Genomic DNA, 16,996 nt, shown 5'->3' with positions numbered 1-16,996 from the left:
TTAAAAATAAATCATTGGATTAGTCAATCAATCGTTCATAGACTCGCGATGGATTACGTAGTTTTTATCTTTTCATCACATCAAAGAGATGAACTAACGTAATCAGTTCTTTGCACTCTTAAGAAATCTGCAGAGATACCTAGCAACACTTTCCCTGTGCAGAGATACACCTGATATCGAACCATGGATTACCAAAATTTAAACAGGAGACAAAATGAAAATTACTCAATTATTTCGAACTGCATTGGTGCTAACCTCACTGGTAGCGCTTAATGCCGTTAAGGCGCAAACAATTGAAGAACGCACGCTGCGGATAGGTCATCCTGTGAATACTGATCATCCGATAAGCATGGGTGTTAAAAAATTCACAGAGATCATTGCATTAAAAACGGGCGGGAAAATAACAGTCAAGGAATTTCCTTCCCTCTCACTGGGCAACGAAATGCAACAGATTTCGGCATTAGCCGGTGGCATACAAGAAGCCTTCGCTCCAGGCACTGCACCTGTTGCAAGCGTAGTCAAAGACTTTGGCTTGCTGGACCTACCTTTTTTAGTGAGCAACAGTGCACAAGCAGATGCTTTGCTAGATGGACCTTTTGGAGAAGCGCTTTTGGCAAAACTTCCGGAAAAAGGTCTGATCGGATTAGCTTTTTGGGAAAACGGTTTTCGCCACGTAACAAACAGTAAACGTCCAATCAATCGCATCGAAGATCTTGATGGACTGAAGATTCGGGTACAGCAAAATCCCGTGTTCATTGAAACTTTTAAGGCACTTAAAACCAATCCGGTTCCCATGTCATTTGCCGAACTGTTTGGTGCGCTGGAGAGCAAGGCCTTAGATGCACAAGAAAATCCATACCTAATTACTCGATCAAGTCGACTGTATGAAGTTCAAAAACATCTCAGTGCAACCAGCCATGCGTATGGCGTGATTGTTTTCCTGGTAAGTAAAAAATTCTGGGATAAATTAACTCCAGCAGAACAAAAAATCCTTCGTGAGGCTGCTTTGGAGGCTCGTGACTATGAGCGTCAAATCAGTCGCCTGCAAGCCAAAACGGCTATTGAAGATTTGACAAATAAGGGCATGATTTTCAACGAAGTAAAGCCAGCAGAGACAGAGCGCATGCGAGTGGCGACTCAGGGTGTTGTTGATAAATTCATGCAAGCCTACGATCCAGCAACCGTGAAGCTCTTGCGCTCTGAATTAGTAAGAGTGAAGAATCTTAAATAAAGTGATTAATCAAGGAGCGCGTTTTAGTGAATGAAACATGAGCACCGTTAAGCTGAAAACCACTTTCCGAAAACCGCATGAAACGTACGCTCACCTTATAGACGCGTGCTTAAGAAAACAGAGAAAAAAGAGAGAAAACGGCAGAAAAAATCACTTTTAAAAAAGTGAAGTTGCCGCGTACTTAAGGTCACTCGTCGGAAGCCCATGAATACAGGGTTTTGGAGCAAAGAAAAAGGGCTCGGAGAGTATCCGAGCCCTTATGTATGGTGTTGCGTTTGGGATTTGAACTTCAGTCCACAAGCACGTCAGTAGTTCGTTTTATCAGTGCTTGCTCTTTGACCATTCATCTAAGAGTCTGCTGACATAGTCCTTTGAAAGGTTGTGCCCTGCCCCTTCAATAACATTGACTTTCACGCCAACTAGCTTTCCGAATGCAACAGCATTAGGGCAACTTTGCCAATCCTCTGACCCAACGTGGATTTCACATTTCAGAGGCACAGGAAGCTTTCCTGCATTGGCAAGCTCAAGCAATTTCTCAGACTGAGGCGGAATGAAGTTCATAGGCCGATGCTCATCAGCGTTAGCAAACTCGCCAACGATCGGTGACAAAAGAATCACGTTTCCAACATATGGCTCACCTATTAAAGCTTGGGCATGCAAAAAGAGATAGCCGCCAAATGAGTTGGAAATGACCTTAGCATCCTCACGCCAAAAATACTCTTTGAGATCATTCGCAATGATCTCTACTTGACTGCTAAAGCCCACGTCCTTGAACTCACCAACTGTCTCGCGACCAGTGACGTCATAGCCTCTTTCAAGTAACGCTTGACCAAGTCCAGTACTAATCAGTCCGCCATGTCCTGGCAAGTAGTAAACAGTCTCTGCTTTCTGTGGAGCACCCGATTCCGCAGAAGGTTTCAAGACGCTGGCACCATTCGGATCCCAGCGAGGACAACTGTGAATTGCCGCGACCTCAGGAAAGCTAGTTAGCTTGGGAGTACGACGCTCTGGAGCAGGAATTTGGAAGTAGTCGAAACCACAGCGAATAGCCTTTCCATCTTTGATATGGAATCCACAGTTAGAGCAGGTTGAATCTGTCTTTTTCATTTCAACTAAGTTTAGTGAACTAGTGATTGCTATTTTGGGTACTAATCACGATCATGAATCACTCTGATCGGACGTTAATTTCTCCCCTCTTCTTACACAACAGGGACTTCTGACCAATCTGTCGTGTAGTTGGGTGACTTACGCTCCTGACGCATACCCCACTCTTTTCGCATTCCGCCTGTGCTGACCTTAACTGTCCCGCGCCCGAAGCGAGAGTTCAACCCATCTATTGCCTTCATTAACCGGTTGCCTCCGTTTGCTTGCGGCTCAAGCAAATCACCTTGGACCATTGAAATCGGTGAGATATCGCCCAGCATGATTCCTGCTTTTTTGTAGTTGTAGCCATCGCGCCATAGCAGCCCAGCTACATGCTGCACCCATCGGTTGATAACCAGGCTGTCATTTGTGGGTTGAGGCAATGGAACCGCCATGCATGGGTTGTACTGGGGTTGTTCCGGCTTGAATCGATTAGTCTGGAGAAACACCTGTAATAACGCTGCTTGGCCATTTTGCGCTCTCAGTTTCGCCGTTCCGTTGGCCACGAATACGCTAAGTGCATCCTGAATTACCGCCAGCTCCGTGACCGGCTTACCGAACGAGCGACTATTTACGATTTGCTGCTTGTCAGGCACATGCTCTTGAAGATCGATACATGAGATCTCTTGCAACTCTCTTTGCGTCTTCTCCATCACCACGCCGAATTCAGAGCGCAAAGTTGGGGTGTGCGCTGTACGGAGTTCTTGAACGGTTTGGATCTCATGCAACGCTAATCGCTTAGTTATTTTTCTGCCAACACCCCAAACTTCATCAACTGCAATCTGACCTAGTAGCTTTGTCTTTTGAGTTTCATTTAGGTCGTTGTAGTTGAATACACCTTTGGATCTTGGATGTTTTTTGGCGATGTGATTTGCTAGCTTAGCAAGTGTCTTTGTGGGGCCGATACCCACGCAAACCGGAATGCCTGTCCATCTCAACACCCGATCTCGCATTTCATAGCTAAGGTCTCTAAGCTTTGGGACGCCGGTCAGATCTAGAAAACTCTCATCAATCGAATACACCTCTTGCCGAGGCGCGTAGCTTGCCAAGATAGACATGACACGGTTTGACATGTCCGCATAGAGTGCATAGTTGCTGCTAAGAGCCAAGATGCCGTGTTCTTCTGCAAGCTCTTTGCATTCAAACCAAGGCTGCCCCATCTTGATACCTAGCTCTTTAGCTTCGTTGGAACGCGAAACAGCACACCCGTCGTTATTGGAGAACCTAGGACTATGTATAGCCTTCGTCATAGCTGCATCATGTTCCGTTTGATGTTTGGAAGAGCTGTTGACACTCTGACCCTCGCAAGGAATGCCAGAACCAGCCCTGAAATGATTGATCGTTTCTACGCTGCCCCACTTCAGGGTGAGATGAACGTTGGTGAATTGCAAAGCAAGCGCAGACCTCGCCCCTGGGAATAAGCTCAATTTAAATGCGTTTCTTTGTTGTGTGCCCAGATGCATACGAGCGCTAAGCTTTGTCCATAGCTCATGCGGGCATCAAAAACGCCCTACAACGCACTTTTTCCTAGAGGGGCTGGGCTGAGTAGCTGAACGCTAGTAAAAACAAACGTAGCGTTTTTTTAAGCTGTCGATTTTTATGCCCCTGCTTTTAAAGGGCTGCACGGCACAGTTTTATGCTCTGCGAATACGATAACCAACGTGGGTTTTCTGAGTGACACCTTAAAGCTTTTAGAGCTTGAAATGAAGTCCAAATACTTATCAAAAGTAGTATACCGCCACTATACTACTTTTGGACGTAAAAAAAGCACTAAGAATCTCTTCTAAGTGCTTGATTTAATTGGCAAAAAATGGTGGGCGATGCAAGTTTCGAACTTGCGACCCCCACAGTGTGAATGTGGTGCTCTACCCCTGAGCTAATCGCCCATCTTTACCGTTTTTCCATCTCTGAAAAGATAGCAATTATGCCACAGAATTTTCCAATTTTCGCCAAACTGTATTACCGCCACTCGATTTATCAAGCTGAGCCAGCACATCGGTGTGCTGCGTCATCTCTTGCTCAGTAGCGGCAATCACAGGCAGCTGATAACTACTGAGATCCACACGCTCTGTCGTGCGAGTTTGTGCGTCGTTACTCTCTACCTCCATGAGCAAGGCGTCTTGGCCGCGCGTCATATTGATGTACACATCGGCCAGCAGCTCGGCGTCGAGCAAGGCACCGTGCAGCGTGCGGCCTGAGTTATCGACTTCTAAACGATCACACAGAGAGTCAAGCGAGTTGCGCTTGCCAGGGAACATTTCTTTGGCCATCACCAAGGTATCGGTGATGCCATCTACAAAGGTGGGGAAACGAGGGCGGCCTTGTAGCTCTAGTTCTTTGTTCAAAAAGCTCACGTCAAACGGGGCGTTGTGAATGATGACTTCTGCGCCTTCGATGTATTCCAGGAACTGATCAACCACCTCAGAAAACTTGGGCTTGTCTTTCAAAAACTCATTGGTGATGCCGTGAACGCGCAAGGCGTCTTCGTGACTGTCACGCTCTGGATTCAAATAGAAATGCAGGTTGTTGCCGGTGAGCTTGCGATGCAGCAGCTCGACGCAACCAATTTCAATGACGCGGTCGCCGTTCTCGGCCGACAGGCCAGTGGTTTCGGTGTCTAGAAAAATCTGGCGCATGGTCAGTGGTTTTCTTTGGCGTGGTTGATGGTGTACTTTGGAATTTCGACCACCAAGTTTTGTTGCGCCACGATGGCTTGGCAACTCAAGCGTGAATTGGGCTCCAAGCCCCAAGCGCGGTCGAGCAAGTCGTCTTCGTTTTCATCAGCCTCGTTGAGCGACTTGAATCCTTCGCGCACGATGACGTGGCAGGTGGTGCAAGCGCAGCTCATGTCGCAGGCGTGTTCGATGTTGATGTAGTGCTCTAACAGCACTTCACAGATGGTGCTGCCCGCTGCGGCTTGCAGCTCCGCGCCATTGGGGCAGAGTTCGGCGTGGGGCAAAATTTTGATGATGGGCATTTAGATGTTCTCGATATTTTGTCCGGCCAAGGCGTGTTGAATGCCTCGGTTCATGCGTTGGGCAGCGAAAGCTTCTGTGCCTTTGGCCAGCGCTTCGGTGATGGCTTCAATGGCGGCTGCGTCTTCTAGCTTTTTGGCCTCTAACGTAGCCACCATCAAAGCATCGATACGTGTGCGATCTTCGGCTGACAACAAATCGCCATCGGCTTGCAAGGCACTTTGCGTGGCCAGCCACATGCGGTCAGCATCCACGCGGGCTTCGACCAAAGCACGCGCTTTGATGTCTTGCTCTGCAGTTTTGAAGCTGTCTTGCAACATGGCGGCAATTTGGTCGTCCGACAAACCGTACGAAGGCTTGACGGTGATGTTGGCGGCGACGCCACTGAGCTGCTCTAACGCACTGACACTCACCATACCATCAGCATCGACCGTGAAGGTCACGCGAATCCGCGCTGCACCTGCGGCCATGGGTGGAATACCGCGCAGCTCAAAGCGGGCCAAGCTGCGGCAGTCGGCCACCATGTCACGCTCGCCCTGCACCACATGCAAGGCCAAAGCAGTTTGACCGTCTTGGTAAGTGGTGAAGTCTTGTGCCATCGCGGTGGGAATGGTTTGGTTGCGCGGCACGATGCGCTCCACCAAACCGCCCATGGTTTCAATACCCAACGACAAAGGAATCACGTCGAGCAAGAGCAACTCACCATCTGGGTTGTTGCCTGCCAACTGATTGGCTTGAATGGAGGCACCTAAAGCCACCACTTCGTCTGGGTTGAGGTTGTTCAACGGTGCACAACCCAACAGATCAGCCACCGCTTGCTGCACTTGCGGCATACGGGTGGAGCCGCCCACCATGACCACGCCTTGAATATCATCTTTACTCAGCTTGGCATCGCGCAAAGCTTTGCGCACGGCAGACAAGGTGCGTTGGGTCAAACCGGCCGTGGCGGCTTCAAACTCGGCACGTGTGACGGTGTGGCTCAGTGCGCCGCTCGACAAGGCCACTTCAAACGTGGCGCTATCAGCCGCGGACAAAGCTTCTTTGCAAGCACGCGCTGCCACCAACACATTCGATTTGTCAGCGGGCGTGGCAATGACGCAGCCAGTTTGGCTTTGCACCCAATCAACCAAGGCACGGTCGTAATCGTCGCCGCCTAAAGCAGAGTCACCGCCTGTGGCCAACACTTCAAACACGCCGCGTGTCAAACGCAGCACAGAGATGTCAAACGTGCCGCCACCGAGGTCATACACAGCGTACACACCTTCGCTGGCTTGGTCTAAGCCGTATGCAATGGCTGCAGCCGTAGGTTCGTTGATGAGGCGCAGCACATTGATGCCCGCGAGTTGCGCGGCATCCTTGGTAGCTTGGCGTTGGGCATCGTCAAAGTACGCAGGCACAGTGATAACTGCGCCGTATAAATCGTCGTTGAAGGTGTCTTCGGCACGAAAGCGCAAGGTGGCCAAAATTTCGGCACTCACCTCAACGGGCGACTTCTCACCCACACGGGTTTGAATGGCCAACATGCCAGGCTTGTCTACAAACACATAGGGCAGTTGGTCGCGGTTGGCAATGTCAGCCACGCCACGTCCCATGAATCGCTTCACAGACACCAGCGTGTTTTGTGGGTCTTCGGCTTGCGAAGCTAAAGCAGTGCGGCCAATTTGACGGCCATCGTTCTCGAGGTAGCGCACTGCTGACGGCAAGATGACATGGCCGTCTGCATCGGGCAAGCATTCGGCAAAGCCGTTGCGCATGGAAGCCACGAGCGAGTGGGTGGTGCCTAAGTCAATGCCCACCGCGATGCGTCGCTGGTGTGGGTCTGGGGCTTGGCCAGGTTCGGAAATTTGTAACAACGCCATAGGTGTGTATTGTCGCTTTCAGGAGGCGTCTAGTTGGTCAATTCGGGCTTCGATGTCACGCAAAAACTTCTCGATGAACATCAGCCCCCTCACCTGCTGCGCAGCAGCGGGCAGGTCGTGTGCAGTGTCGATGAGCTGGGCGCATTGCTGCAAGGCAGTTTTGTGGGCTTGCTGCACTTCGCCAAACAAGGCTTCGAGCGCGGCCACATCGGTGGCATCGTCCATGACCTCGCGCCATTCCATGTGCTGCATTAAAAATGCAGCAGGCATGGCGGTATTGTTTTCGGCTTGAATGGGCGCGCCGCCCAGTTCGCACAAATAGGCAGCGCGGCGCATCGGGTCTTTCAGGCGCTGATACGCCTCGTTGATGCGTACCGACCACTGCATGGCCACGCGTTGCGCAGCTGTACCTTGCGAAGCAAATTTGTCAGGGTGAGCTTCGCGTTGCAAGTCTTTCCAGCGCACATCGAGATGAGCGCGGTCTTGTGCAAACTGCGCAGGTACGCCAAAGAGCTCAAAGTCGCTGACCGCGAGCTGCGCCGACAACGGCTTGGCCGATTCGTTCACGTGGCGCCCCGCTTTAAGCTATTGAGATTTAAATACGGAACGATTCGCCGCAACCGCAACGGTCACGTTCGTTCGGGTTCAAAAACTTGAAGCCCTCGTTCAAGCCTTCGCGCACGAAATCAAGTTGCGTGCCGTCGATATAGGCCAAGCTCTTGGGGTCGATCAACACCTTCACGCCGTGGTCTTCAAAGATCACGTCTTCAGGTTCTTGGTCGTCCACGTACTCCAGCTTGTAGGCCAAGCCAGAGCAACCCGTGGTCTTGACGCCCAAGCGCACGCCCACGCCCTTGCCGCGTTTGGCAAGGTAGCGGGTCACGTGTCGTGCCGCGGCTTCAGTCAATGTGATGGCCATGGTGTTCTTCTTGAGTTAGGCCGTAGCGTGTTTCTTTTTGTAATCATCCACAGCGGCCTTGATGGCGTCTTCGGCCAAGATGGAGCAGTGGATTTTTACGGGTGGCAGCGCCAGCTCTTCAGCGATTTCGCTGTTTTTCAAAGCTGCTGCTTCGTCCAAAGTTTTGCCCTTGACCCACTCAGTCACGAGTGAGCTGGAAGCGATGGCCGAGCCGCAGCCGTAGGTTTTGAAACGTGCGTCTTCGATCACGCCCGTCACAGGGTTGACCTTGATTTGCAACTTCATCACGTCGCCGCAAGCGGGCGCGCCCACCATGCCGGTGCCTACAGAGTCGTCGCCCTTGTCAAAGGAGCCAACGTTGCGGGGGTTTTCGTAGTGGTCAACCACTTTTTCAGAATAAGCCATGGTGAATCTCCTAAATTAGTGAGCAGCCCATTGGATGGTGCTGATGTCGATGCCTTCTTTGTACATGTCCCACAAAGGGCTCAGTTCACGCAGCTTGGCCACGTTGAGGCGAATGGTTTCGATCGCGTAGTCAATTTCTTCTTCGGTGCTGAAGCGACCAATCGTCATGCGCAAGCTGCTGTGTGCCAACTCATCGCTGCGGCCCAAAGCACGCAACACATAGCTGGGCTCCAAGCTGGCTGAGGTACAGGCAGAACCCGACGACACTGCCAAGCCCTTGATGCCCATGATGAGCGACTCGCCTTCCACATAGTTGAAGCTGATGTTCAAGTTGTGAGGCACACGGTGCTCCATGTTGCCGTTGATGAAGACTTGCTCCATGTCTTTGAAGCCATCCAGCAAACGCTGTTGCAAGGCTTTGGCTTTGGCCAAATCTTTGGCCATGTCTTCTTTGGCAATGCGGAACGCCTCACCCATGCCCACGCACTGGTGGGTTGGCAAGGTGCCGCTGCGCATGCCGCGCTCGTGACCGCCACCGTGCATTTGCGCTTCCAAGCGCACGCGGGGTTTGCGGCGCACGTACAAAGCGCCAATGCCTTTGGGGCCGTAGGTTTTGTGTGAAGCCAAGCTCATCAAGTCAACGGGCAAGGTGGTCAAGTCAATCTCAACTTTGCCGGTGGCTTGTGCTGCGTCCACGTGGAAGATGATGCCTTTTTCGCGGCACATAGCACCAATGCCAGCGATGTCTTGAATCACGCCGATTTCGTTGTTCACGAACATCACGCTGATCAAAATCGTGTCAGGGCGAATGGCCGCTTTCAGCGCGTCCATGCTGAGCATGCCGTCTTCTTGCACGTCGAGGTAAGTCACATCGAACCCTTGGCGCTCCAACTCACGCATGGTGTCGAGCACAGCTTTGTGCTCGGTCTTCACGGTGATGAGGTGCTTGCCTTTGGACTTGTAGAAATGCGCCGCACCTTTGATGGCGAGGTTGTTCGATTCAGTCGCGCCTGATGTCCACACTATTTCGCGGGGGTCTGCACCAATGAGAGAGGCCACATCTTCACGGGCTTTCTCAACGGCGGCTTCAGCCTCCCAGCCCCACGCATGGCTGCGTGATGCGGGATTGCCAAAGTGCTCGCGCAACCAAGGAATCATGGCGTCCACGACGCGTGGGTCACACGGATTGGTGGCACCGTAGTCGAGGTAAATGGGGAAATGGGGTGTCATGTCCATGATGGTTCAATCAATATTTAAGAAATACGTGGTTTAGTTTTTGGCAAAGGCGTTGCCCAAGGCAAACACCGAATTGGGCGCATTCACGCGGATGGGTTTGACCACCGGCATAGGCTGGATGGCGCGTTTCAGGGTGGGCTTGTTTTCAATTTCCACGCCTTTGGCGATTTGTTCGTCCACCAGCTTTTGCAGGGTGACCGAGTCCAAAAACTCGACCATGCGTTGGTTGAGAGAAGCCCACAGCTCATGTGTCATACAACGGCCGGTTTCGCCCAAACAGTTTTCTTTGCCGCCGCAATGGGTGGCGTCGATGGGTTCGTCCACTGACAAAATGATGTCGGCCACTGTGATGTCAGCCGCTTTGCGTCCTAAGGAGTAACCGCCGCCGGGGCCACGGGTGGACTCCACCAAGTCGTGGCGACGCAGCTTACCGAACAGCTGTTCGAGGTAAGACAACGAGATTTGTTGGCGCTGGCTGATGGCCGCCAAGGTGACAGGGCCTGTGTTTTGACGCAGGGCCAAATCAATCATGGCGGTGACCGCAAAACGGCCTTTGGTGGTGAGACGCATGGCAAGCTCCTAGGTGGTTGGGCTTTGTCGACTAATTAGGTCAAGTATAGCTTAATCCCCACGGATTTGCTCGGGTACTCGGTCGCCAACCCCTTCTGAGTCAGGGCTTTTGCGCCAGCACCGCCACGTTGTCGTGCCCTGCCCCGCCAAAGGCTTGCTCACGCAAGGTGGCCAATTGGTCGCGCACGCGAGCGGCGTTTTCGAACTCGAGGTTGCGGGCATGTTCCATCATCAACTTTTCTAAGCGTTTGATTTCTTTGGCCACATCGCGTTCGCTCATGTCTTCAAAGGCGGCGCGTTGAATTTCGCGCTCTTGGGCTTCTTTGCCAGCCTTCTCGCTGTAAACGCCATCGATCAGATCGCGGATGCCTTTGACCACACCGCGTGGCGTGATGCCCATCTCGAGGTTGTGCGCAATTTGCTTGGTGCGACGACGCTCGGTTTCGCCAATCGCCTTCTTCATTGACTCGGTCATGCGGTCGGCATACAGAATGGCTTTGCCGCTCAGGTTACGCGCTGCGCGACCAATGGTTTGAATCAAGCTGCGCTCAGAACGCAAAAAGCCTTCTTTGTCGGCATCCAAGATGGCGACCAGCGACACCTCGGGTAAGTCAATGCCTTCGCGCAACAAGTTGATACCTACCAGCACATCAAACGTGCCCAAGCGCAAATCGCGCAAGATTTCAACCCGCTCCACCGTGTCCACATCGCTGTGGATGTAGCGCACTTTCACACCGTTGTCAGTCAGGTAATCGGTCAGCTGCTCGGCCATGCGCTTGGTGAGCGTGGTGATGAGCACGCGCTCGTTCAGCTCCACACGGATGCGAATTTCTTGCAGCACATCGTCCACTTGGTGTGTGGCGGGGCGTACTTCCACCATCGGGTCGACCAAGCCTGTGGGGCGCACCAACTGCTCCACCACTTTGCTGGCGTGGGTCTTTTCGTAGTCGGCGGGCGTGGCCGACACAAACACCACTTGGCGCATGCGCTTTTCAAACTCTTCCAACTTGAGTGGGCGGTTATCCAAGGCGCTGGGCAGCCGGAAACCGTATTCGACCAGCGTGGTCTTGCGCGCACGGTCGCCGTTGTACATGCCGCCGAGCTGGCCAATCATGACGTGACTTTCGTCCAAAAACATCACAGAGTCTTTGGGCATGTAGTCGGTCAAAGTGCTGGGCGGTGCACCCACGGGGGCGCCCGACAAATGGCGGGTGTAGTTCTCAATGCCTTTGCAGTGGCCCACTTCGCTGAGCATCTCTAAGTCGAAGCGCGTGCGTTGCTCTAAGCGCTGGGCTTCGACCAACTTGTTCATGCCCACCAGTTCTTTCAAACGATCGGCCAACTCCACCTTGATGGTTTCTACCGCTGCCAACACGCGGTCACGCGGCGTGACGTAATGGCTCGATGGGTAAATGGTGAAGCGCGGAATCTTTTGGCGAATGCGGCCCGTGAGCGGGTCAAACAGTTGCAGGCTTTCAATTTCGTCATCAAACAGTTCAATGCGAATCGCCAACTCAGAGTGTTCAGCGGGGAACACATCAATCGTGTCGCCGCGCACGCGGAATTTGCCGCGTGAGAAATCTTGGTCGTTGCGCTCGTATTGCATGCGCACCAGCTGGGCAATGGCGTCGCGCTGGCCCACTTTGTCGCCGGCACGCAGCGTCATGATCATCTGGTGGTAGCTCTCGGGCTCACCGATACCGTAGATGGCCGAGACCGTGGCCACCACGATCACATCACGGCGCTCCAAGATGCTCTTGGTGCAACTCAAGCGCATTTGCTCAATGTGCTCGTTGATGGCGCTGTCTTTCTCGATGAACAAATCGCGCTGCGGCACATAGGCCTCGGGTTGGTAGTAGTCGTAGTAGCTGACGAAATACTCCACCGCGTTGTTGGGGAAGAACTCACGAAACTCGCTGTACAGCTGCGCAGCCAAGGTTTTGTTGGGGGCAAAGATGATGGCAGGTCTGCCCAGCTGCGCAATCACGTTGGCCATGGTGAAGGTTTTGCCCGAGCCCGTGACGCCCAACAGGGTTTGAAACACCTCACCGTCGTTCACGCCTTCGATCAGCTGAGCAATGGCCGTAGGCTGATCGCCCGCAGGCGGGTACGGCTGAAACAGCTCAAACGGCGAGCCGGGGTAGCTGACCATGGTGCCCTTTGGCTGTTCTGGCGCGTCTGCGGCTGCTGGGGACTCGGCGGCAAGCGTTGCGTCAGGAAGTGTTTCTGCGGTGTCAGGCATGGTGGTGCAAACGGTATAGCTCGAAAAAAACGCATGATTTCAAAAACCATACGGGTTGACCCTTAAAATTTAGGCCGAACGTGTAAGCCTACCGCAGACTGCACGTGTTTACCTAACCCCCTCTCTTTATCCGTGATCAAGGACTGACGATGTCAATGTTTACCGCTGTCGAAATGGCACCCCGCGACCCCATCTTGGGCCTCAACGAGCAATACAACGCCGACACCAACCCTAACAAGGTCAACCTCGGCGTGGGTGTGTACTTCGACGACAACGGCAAACTGCCATTGCTGCAATGCGTGCAAGCCGCTGAAAAAACCATGATGGCCACGCCCACTGCACGCGGCTACTTACCCATCGAGGGCATCGTGGCATATGACGCGGCTGTCAAAGGTTTGGTGTTCGGTGCTGACTCTGAACCCGTCACCTCTGGCCGCGTGGCTACAGTGCAGGGCATTGGCGGCACGGGCGGCTTGAAGATCGGTGCTGACTTCCTGAAGCGCCTCAACCCCAACGCCACCGTGTTGATTTCTGACCCCAGCTGGGAAAACCATCGCGCTTTGTTCACCAACGCTGGTTTCAAGGTGGACACCTACGCTTACTACGACGCTGAAAAACGCGGCGTGAACTTTGAAGGCATGTTGGCTTCGCTCAACGCTGCAGCTGCTGGAACCGTCGTGGTGTTGCACGCCTGCTGCCACAACCCAACCGGCTACGACATCACTGCGGCCCAATGGGACCAAGTAGTAGCAGTCGTCAAGGCCAAAAACCTGACTGCCTTCTTGGACATGGCTTACCAGGGTTTTGGCCACGGCATTGCCGAAGACGGCGCTGTGATTCAAAAGTTTGTGGCTGCTGGCCTGTGCTTCTTTGTGTCGACGTCGTTCTCCAAGAGCTTCAGCTTGTACGGTGAGCGCGTGGGTGCCTTGAGCGTCTTATGCGCCGACAAAGAAGAGTGCAGCCGCGTGTTGTCTCAACTCAAAATCGTGATTCGCACCAACTACTCCAACCCTCCTATCCACGGCGGCGCTGTGGTGGCTGCGGTGTTGAATAACCCCGAGCTGCGCGCTTTGTGGGAAAAAGAATTGGGTGAAATGCGCGTGCGCATCAAAGCCATGCGTCAAACCTTGGTCGACGGTCTCAAAGCTGCTGGCGTGAAGCAAGACATGAGCTTCATCACCACCCAAATCGGCATGTTCAGCTACTCTGGTTTGAGCAAAGACCAAATGGTGCGTTTGCGCTCTGAGTTTGGTGTGTACGGCACCGACACAGGCCGCATGTGCGTGGCTGCGTTGAACAGCAAGAACATCGACTACGTGTGCCAAGCCATCGCGAAAGTGATGTAACTGCACACGGTTTGCACGCATCACGTACAACAAAGAAAAAGGGCCGTGAGGCCCTTTTTTTTCAACCCCAAATTACTGAGCGCATCGCAATAGAGGCGAGCTGATACCCCTCGTTGAAAAACTCAACAGGCTCACCCGCCTCTGCCGCACCTGCGGCATAAAGCAAAGGCAAAAAGTGGTCATAGCTGGGGTGCGACATCTTGGCCATGTCGCCTTGGGCTTGGAAGCCCACCAACGCTTCAAGGTGGCCCAAAGTGATTTGCTGACCCACCCATTGGTCAAACGCCATCGCCCAGTCATACGCGTCGGTATCAGCGGCTGAGCGGTTCATGGTGCGCAAGTTATGCACGGTGTTGCCACTGGCCACGATCAGCACGCCCTGTTCACGCAAGCTACGCAGCTGCTGGCCTAGCGCAAAGTGTTCAGCGGCTGGGCGGTGGTAATTAATGCTCAGCTGCACCACCGGAATATCCGCCGCAGGAAACATGGGCTTGAGCACGCCCCACGCGCCGTGGTCCAAGCCCCAGGCGGTCAGGTCCACGCCCACGGGGTGGCCGCTGTCGGGCTGGCGCAGTTGCTGCGCCGTTTGCGCCGCCCACTCGGGCGCACCAGGTGCGGGGTATTGCTGGTCGAACAGTTCTTGTGGAAAACCGCCAAAGTCGTGAATGGTTTTGGGCTGGGCCATGCCTGTCATCCACCAACCTTCGGTCATCCAATGCGCTGAGATACACAAAATCAAATTGGGCTTGGGCCAACGCACACCAAACTGGGCGCCCACGTCTTGCCAAGCACGGCGATACGGGTTGTCCTCGATCACATTCATGGGGCTACCGTGGCCGACAAACACAACCGGCATACGTGTAATATTTATGTATGAATTCACAATTAGCCTTAGCAGGTCCTTTGAAGACGCAAATTGGGGGACAGCCTCCATTTTCAACCAAGTAACAGCTGCTATATTGCACTGCAACATTTTTGAGACAACGACAACATGCTTTACCAAATCTTCGAAACGCAACGCAGCCTCATGGAACCGTTCGCAGACTTTGCACAAGCTGCTTCCAAGTTATACGGTCAAACCAACTCCCCCATCGCACAAAACCCCATGGCGCAACGCGTGTCAGCCGGTTATGACCTGCTGTACCGCTTGGGCAAAGACTACGAAAAGCCACAGTTCGGCATCAAGTCTGTCGAAGTCGAAGGTACCGAAGTCGCCATTCACGAACGCATCGAAATTGACAAGCCGTTTTGCGAGCTGCGCCGCTTCAAACGCTTCACCGATGACGCGGCCACGCTGACCAAACTCAAAGCACAACCCGTGGTGCTGATCGTGGCCCCCTTGTCAGGCCACTACGCCACTTTGCTGCGCGACACGGTCAAAACCATGCTCAAAGACCATAAGGTCTACATCACGGACTGGAAGAACGCACGCTTGGTGCCCTTGAGCGAAGGCGAATTTCACCTCGATGACTACGTGAACTATGTGCAAGAGTTCATCCGTGATTTACAAGCCAAGTATGGCAACTGCCACATCATGAGCGTGTGCCAGCCCACTGTGCCTGTCCTCGCTGCAGTGTCCTTGATGGCCAGCCGTGGCGAGAAAACCCCCATCACCATGACCATGATGGGTGGCCCGATTGATGCCACCAAGTCACCCACAGCTGTGAACAATTTGGCCATGAACAAGAGTTACAGCTGGTTCGAAAACAATGTGATCTACCGCGTGCCCGACAACTTTCCAGGTGCAGGCCGTCGCGTATACCCCGGCTTCTTGCAACACACCGGGTTTGTGGCCATGAACCCCGATCGTCATTTGAAGAGCCATTACGACTACTTCAAAGACTTGATCAAGGGCGACAACTCCAGCATCGATTCGCACCGTGATTTCTATGACGAGTACAACGCGGTACTCGACATGGATGCCGATTACTACCTGGAAACCATCAACACCGTGTTCCAAGACTTCAAGTTGGTGCGTGGCACTTGGGAAATCAAAAACCCACAAGGCAAGCTCGAACTGGTTCGTCCGCAAGACATCCGCACCACCGCCCTGTTGACGGTGGAAGGTGAGCTCGACGACATCTCTGGCTCTGGCCAAACCGAAGCTGCCCACAAGCTGTGCAGTGGCATCGTGCGTCAAGCACACCACCACCTCGAAGCCAAGGGCGCCGGTCACTACGGTATTTTCAGTGGTCGTCGTTGGCGCGATGTGGTGTACCCACACGTCAAGAGCTTCATCTTGGAGCACAACAAAGGCGAAGGCAAAGGCATCGTGAAGGCCAAGAAAGCGACGCCTGCGTTGAAGAAAGCTGCACCACGGGTAGCCAAAGCTGCCACCGTCGCTCAAAAGGCAGCGGCTAAGCCTGTGACCAAAAGAACCGTTGCTGCACAAAAGTGAGTCTGGTCGAACAGCTCAACAATGCCCTGCCACAAACGCAATGCACGCGATGTGGCTACCCTGACTGTCAGCGCTACGCCGAGGCCATCGTCCAAGGCGAGGCTGACATCAACCAGTGCCCACCAGGCGGCACAGAGGGCGTTGAACGGCTGGCTGTCCTCACAGGTAAGCCAGCCACTCCCCTGAACCCAGACAACGGACTAGAAGGCCCGCGCACCATCGCCATCATTGACGAGGCGTGGTGCATTGGCTGCACGCTTTGCATTGCGGCTTGCCCGACCGACGCCATCATGGGCGCCAATAAGCGCATGCACACGGTGGTGGAGCCGTATTGCACCGGCTGCGAGCTGTGCATTCCAGCCTGCCCTGTGGATTGCATCTCACTTGAACCCATCGACCTCAACCTAAGCGGTTGGGCCTCATGGCCGCAAGAGCTGGCCAACGTCGCCCGCCAACGCTATGACGTGCGTACCGCACGCCTCAAACGTGAAGCGATAGAACACGACGAACGCTTAGAAGCCAAGGCCGTGAAAAAACTGGCCGATTTACCCGCACATACCAAGGGCACAGAACACGCACCCGAGGTCGATCGCAAACGTGCGATCATCGAAGCCGCACTCGCCAAGGCCAAAGCCCGCCAAGCCAACTAGGGCTTGCATGGCATCTTCGGCG

16 protein-coding genes and 1 tRNA gene are annotated in these 16,996 nt (G+C 53.5%); 4 read left to right on the top strand and 13 right to left on the bottom strand.

Annotated features, from left to right (window positions below; all coding sequences use genetic code 11):
- Nucleotides 1–214: 214 nt before the first annotated feature.
- A complete protein-coding gene (locus RMR24_RS04085; RefSeq protein ID WP_310613813.1) occupies nt 215–1,231 on the top strand; it encodes a TRAP transporter substrate-binding protein in 1,017 nt (338 codons plus the stop codon).
- A gap of 321 nt (nt 1,232–1,552) precedes the next feature.
- Here the strand turns inward: RMR24_RS04085 and RMR24_RS04080 are convergent, their stop codons facing one another.
- The 12 genes from RMR24_RS04080 to uvrB form a co-directional block, all read right to left on the bottom strand.
- Nucleotides 1,553–2,338 carry a hypothetical protein gene (locus RMR24_RS04080; protein WP_310613812.1) on the bottom strand — a complete coding sequence of 262 codons (786 nt, stop codon included), beginning with the start codon at nt 2,336–2,338 and terminating at the stop codon, nt 1,553–1,555.
- A gap of 92 nt (nt 2,339–2,430) precedes the next feature.
- Nucleotides 2,431–3,837: a Y-family DNA polymerase gene (locus tag RMR24_RS04075; RefSeq protein ID WP_310613811.1), complete on the bottom strand. Its 1,407-nt coding sequence runs from the start codon at nt 3,835–3,837 to the stop codon at nt 2,431–2,433.
- Between the two features lie 348 nt (nt 3,838–4,185).
- A tRNA-Val gene (locus RMR24_RS04070) sits at nt 4,186–4,260 on the bottom strand.
- Nucleotides 4,261–4,296: 36 nt separating this feature from the next.
- The gene (dnaQ, locus tag RMR24_RS04065) at nt 4,297–5,010 is read right to left on the bottom strand and encodes a DNA polymerase III subunit epsilon (RefSeq protein WP_310613810.1); all 714 of its coding nucleotides are present in this window, start codon (nt 5,008–5,010) and stop codon (nt 4,297–4,299) included.
- 2 nt (nt 5,011–5,012) lie between these two features.
- Entirely contained in the window at nt 5,013–5,351 is a 339-nt protein-coding gene (gene fdx / locus RMR24_RS04060; RefSeq protein WP_310613809.1) for an ISC system 2Fe-2S type ferredoxin, read from the bottom strand.
- Complete coding sequence (gene hscA, locus RMR24_RS04055) at nt 5,352–7,208, bottom strand: Fe-S protein assembly chaperone HscA (protein WP_310613808.1); 1,857 nt, start codon at nt 7,206–7,208, stop codon at nt 5,352–5,354.
- Nucleotides 7,209–7,226: 18 nt separating this feature from the next.
- Nucleotides 7,227–7,775: a Fe-S protein assembly co-chaperone HscB gene (gene hscB / locus RMR24_RS04050; protein ID WP_310613807.1), complete on the bottom strand. Its 549-nt coding sequence runs from the start codon at nt 7,773–7,775 to the stop codon at nt 7,227–7,229.
- A gap of 28 nt (nt 7,776–7,803) precedes the next feature.
- The gene (gene iscA / locus RMR24_RS04045; RefSeq protein ID WP_104800240.1) at nt 7,804–8,127 is read right to left on the bottom strand and encodes an iron-sulfur cluster assembly protein IscA; all 324 of its coding nucleotides are present in this window, start codon (nt 8,125–8,127) and stop codon (nt 7,804–7,806) included.
- A gap of 15 nt (nt 8,128–8,142) precedes the next feature.
- Nucleotides 8,143–8,532: a Fe-S cluster assembly scaffold IscU gene (gene iscU / locus RMR24_RS04040; protein WP_104800239.1), complete on the bottom strand. Its 390-nt coding sequence runs from the start codon at nt 8,530–8,532 to the stop codon at nt 8,143–8,145.
- 15 nt (nt 8,533–8,547) lie between these two features.
- Nucleotides 8,548–9,768 carry an IscS subfamily cysteine desulfurase gene (locus RMR24_RS04035; RefSeq protein ID WP_108358924.1) on the bottom strand — a complete coding sequence of 407 codons (1,221 nt, stop codon included), beginning with the start codon at nt 9,766–9,768 and terminating at the stop codon, nt 8,548–8,550.
- Nucleotides 9,769–9,801: 33 nt separating this feature from the next.
- Complete coding sequence (gene iscR / locus RMR24_RS04030; RefSeq protein WP_310613806.1) at nt 9,802–10,338, bottom strand: Fe-S cluster assembly transcriptional regulator IscR; 537 nt, start codon at nt 10,336–10,338, stop codon at nt 9,802–9,804.
- A gap of 100 nt (nt 10,339–10,438) precedes the next feature.
- On the bottom strand, nt 10,439–12,580 hold the full coding sequence (gene uvrB, locus RMR24_RS04025; protein ID WP_405023305.1) for an excinuclease ABC subunit UvrB: 2,142 nt from the start codon (nt 12,578–12,580) through the stop codon (nt 10,439–10,441).
- Nucleotides 12,581–12,729: 149 nt separating this feature from the next.
- On the opposite strand from uvrB, the gene RMR24_RS04020 reads away from it, so the two are divergent.
- Nucleotides 12,730–13,926 (top strand): amino acid aminotransferase, encoded by a 1,197-nt coding sequence (locus RMR24_RS04020; protein WP_310613805.1) that lies wholly within the window; start codon nt 12,730–12,732, stop codon nt 13,924–13,926.
- A gap of 61 nt (nt 13,927–13,987) precedes the next feature.
- Here RMR24_RS04020 and ygiD read toward each other — a convergent pair whose 3' ends face one another.
- Nucleotides 13,988–14,782, bottom strand: coding sequence for a 4,5-DOPA dioxygenase extradiol (gene ygiD / locus RMR24_RS04015; RefSeq protein ID WP_310613804.1), 795 nt, complete (start codon nt 14,780–14,782; stop codon nt 13,988–13,990).
- Between the two features lie 135 nt (nt 14,783–14,917).
- On the opposite strand from ygiD, the gene RMR24_RS04010 reads away from it, so the two are divergent.
- Together RMR24_RS04010 and rsxB are read left to right on the top strand one after the other, a co-directional pair.
- Nucleotides 14,918–16,324 (top strand): polyhydroxyalkanoate depolymerase, encoded by a 1,407-nt coding sequence (locus RMR24_RS04010; protein ID WP_310613803.1) that lies wholly within the window; start codon nt 14,918–14,920, stop codon nt 16,322–16,324.
- Nucleotides 16,321–16,974 (top strand): electron transport complex subunit RsxB, encoded by a 654-nt coding sequence (gene rsxB / locus RMR24_RS04005; RefSeq protein WP_310613802.1) that lies wholly within the window; start codon nt 16,321–16,323, stop codon nt 16,972–16,974. Before RMR24_RS04010 ends, rsxB begins: the two co-directional genes overlap by 4 nt.
- The last annotated feature ends 22 nt before the right edge of the window (nt 16,975–16,996 follow it).

This window comes from Limnohabitans sp. (assembly GCF_031539105.1).
In the GTDB taxonomy this organism is placed as follows: domain Bacteria; phylum Pseudomonadota; class Gammaproteobacteria; order Burkholderiales; family Burkholderiaceae_C; genus Limnohabitans.
The sequence above is the reverse complement of the archived record's forward strand: the minus strand, read 5'-3'. Positions and strand labels throughout refer to the sequence as shown.

Coding starts and splice junctions, on each gene's coding strand:
- RMR24_RS04020 (WP_310613805.1), top strand. CDS start 12,730: ATGTCAATGTTTACCGCTGTCGAAATGGCACCCCGCGACCCCATCTTG.
- RMR24_RS04085 (WP_310613813.1), top strand. CDS start 215: ATGAAAATTACTCAATTATTTCGAACTGCATTGGTGCTAACCTCACTG.
- hscA (WP_310613808.1), bottom strand. CDS start 7,208: ATGGCGTTGTTACAAATTTCCGAACCTGGCCAAGCCCCAGACCCACAC.
- RMR24_RS04075 (WP_310613811.1), bottom strand. CDS start 3,837: ATGCATCTGGGCACACAACAAAGAAACGCATTTAAATTGAGCTTATTC.
- iscR (WP_310613806.1), bottom strand. CDS start 10,338: ATGCGTCTCACCACCAAAGGCCGTTTTGCGGTCACCGCCATGATTGAT.
- RMR24_RS04080 (WP_310613812.1), bottom strand. CDS start 2,338: ATGAAAAAGACAGATTCAACCTGCTCTAACTGTGGATTCCATATCAAA.
- ygiD (WP_310613804.1), bottom strand. CDS start 14,782: ATGCCGGTTGTGTTTGTCGGCCACGGTAGCCCCATGAATGTGATCGAG.
- iscA (WP_104800240.1), bottom strand. CDS start 8,127: ATGGCCATCACATTGACTGAAGCCGCGGCACGACACGTGACCCGCTAC.
- fdx (WP_310613809.1), bottom strand. CDS start 5,351: ATGCCCATCATCAAAATTTTGCCCCACGCCGAACTCTGCCCCAATGGC.
- dnaQ (WP_310613810.1), bottom strand. CDS start 5,010: ATGCGCCAGATTTTTCTAGACACCGAAACCACTGGCCTGTCGGCCGAG.
- iscU (WP_104800239.1), bottom strand. CDS start 8,532: ATGGCTTATTCTGAAAAAGTGGTTGACCACTACGAAAACCCCCGCAAC.
- RMR24_RS04035 (WP_108358924.1), bottom strand. CDS start 9,768: ATGGACATGACACCCCATTTCCCCATTTACCTCGACTACGGTGCCACC.
- uvrB (WP_405023305.1), bottom strand. CDS start 12,580: ATGCCTGACACCGCAGAAACACTTCCTGACGCAACGCTTGCCGCCGAG.
- RMR24_RS04010 (WP_310613803.1), top strand. CDS start 14,918: ATGCTTTACCAAATCTTCGAAACGCAACGCAGCCTCATGGAACCGTTC.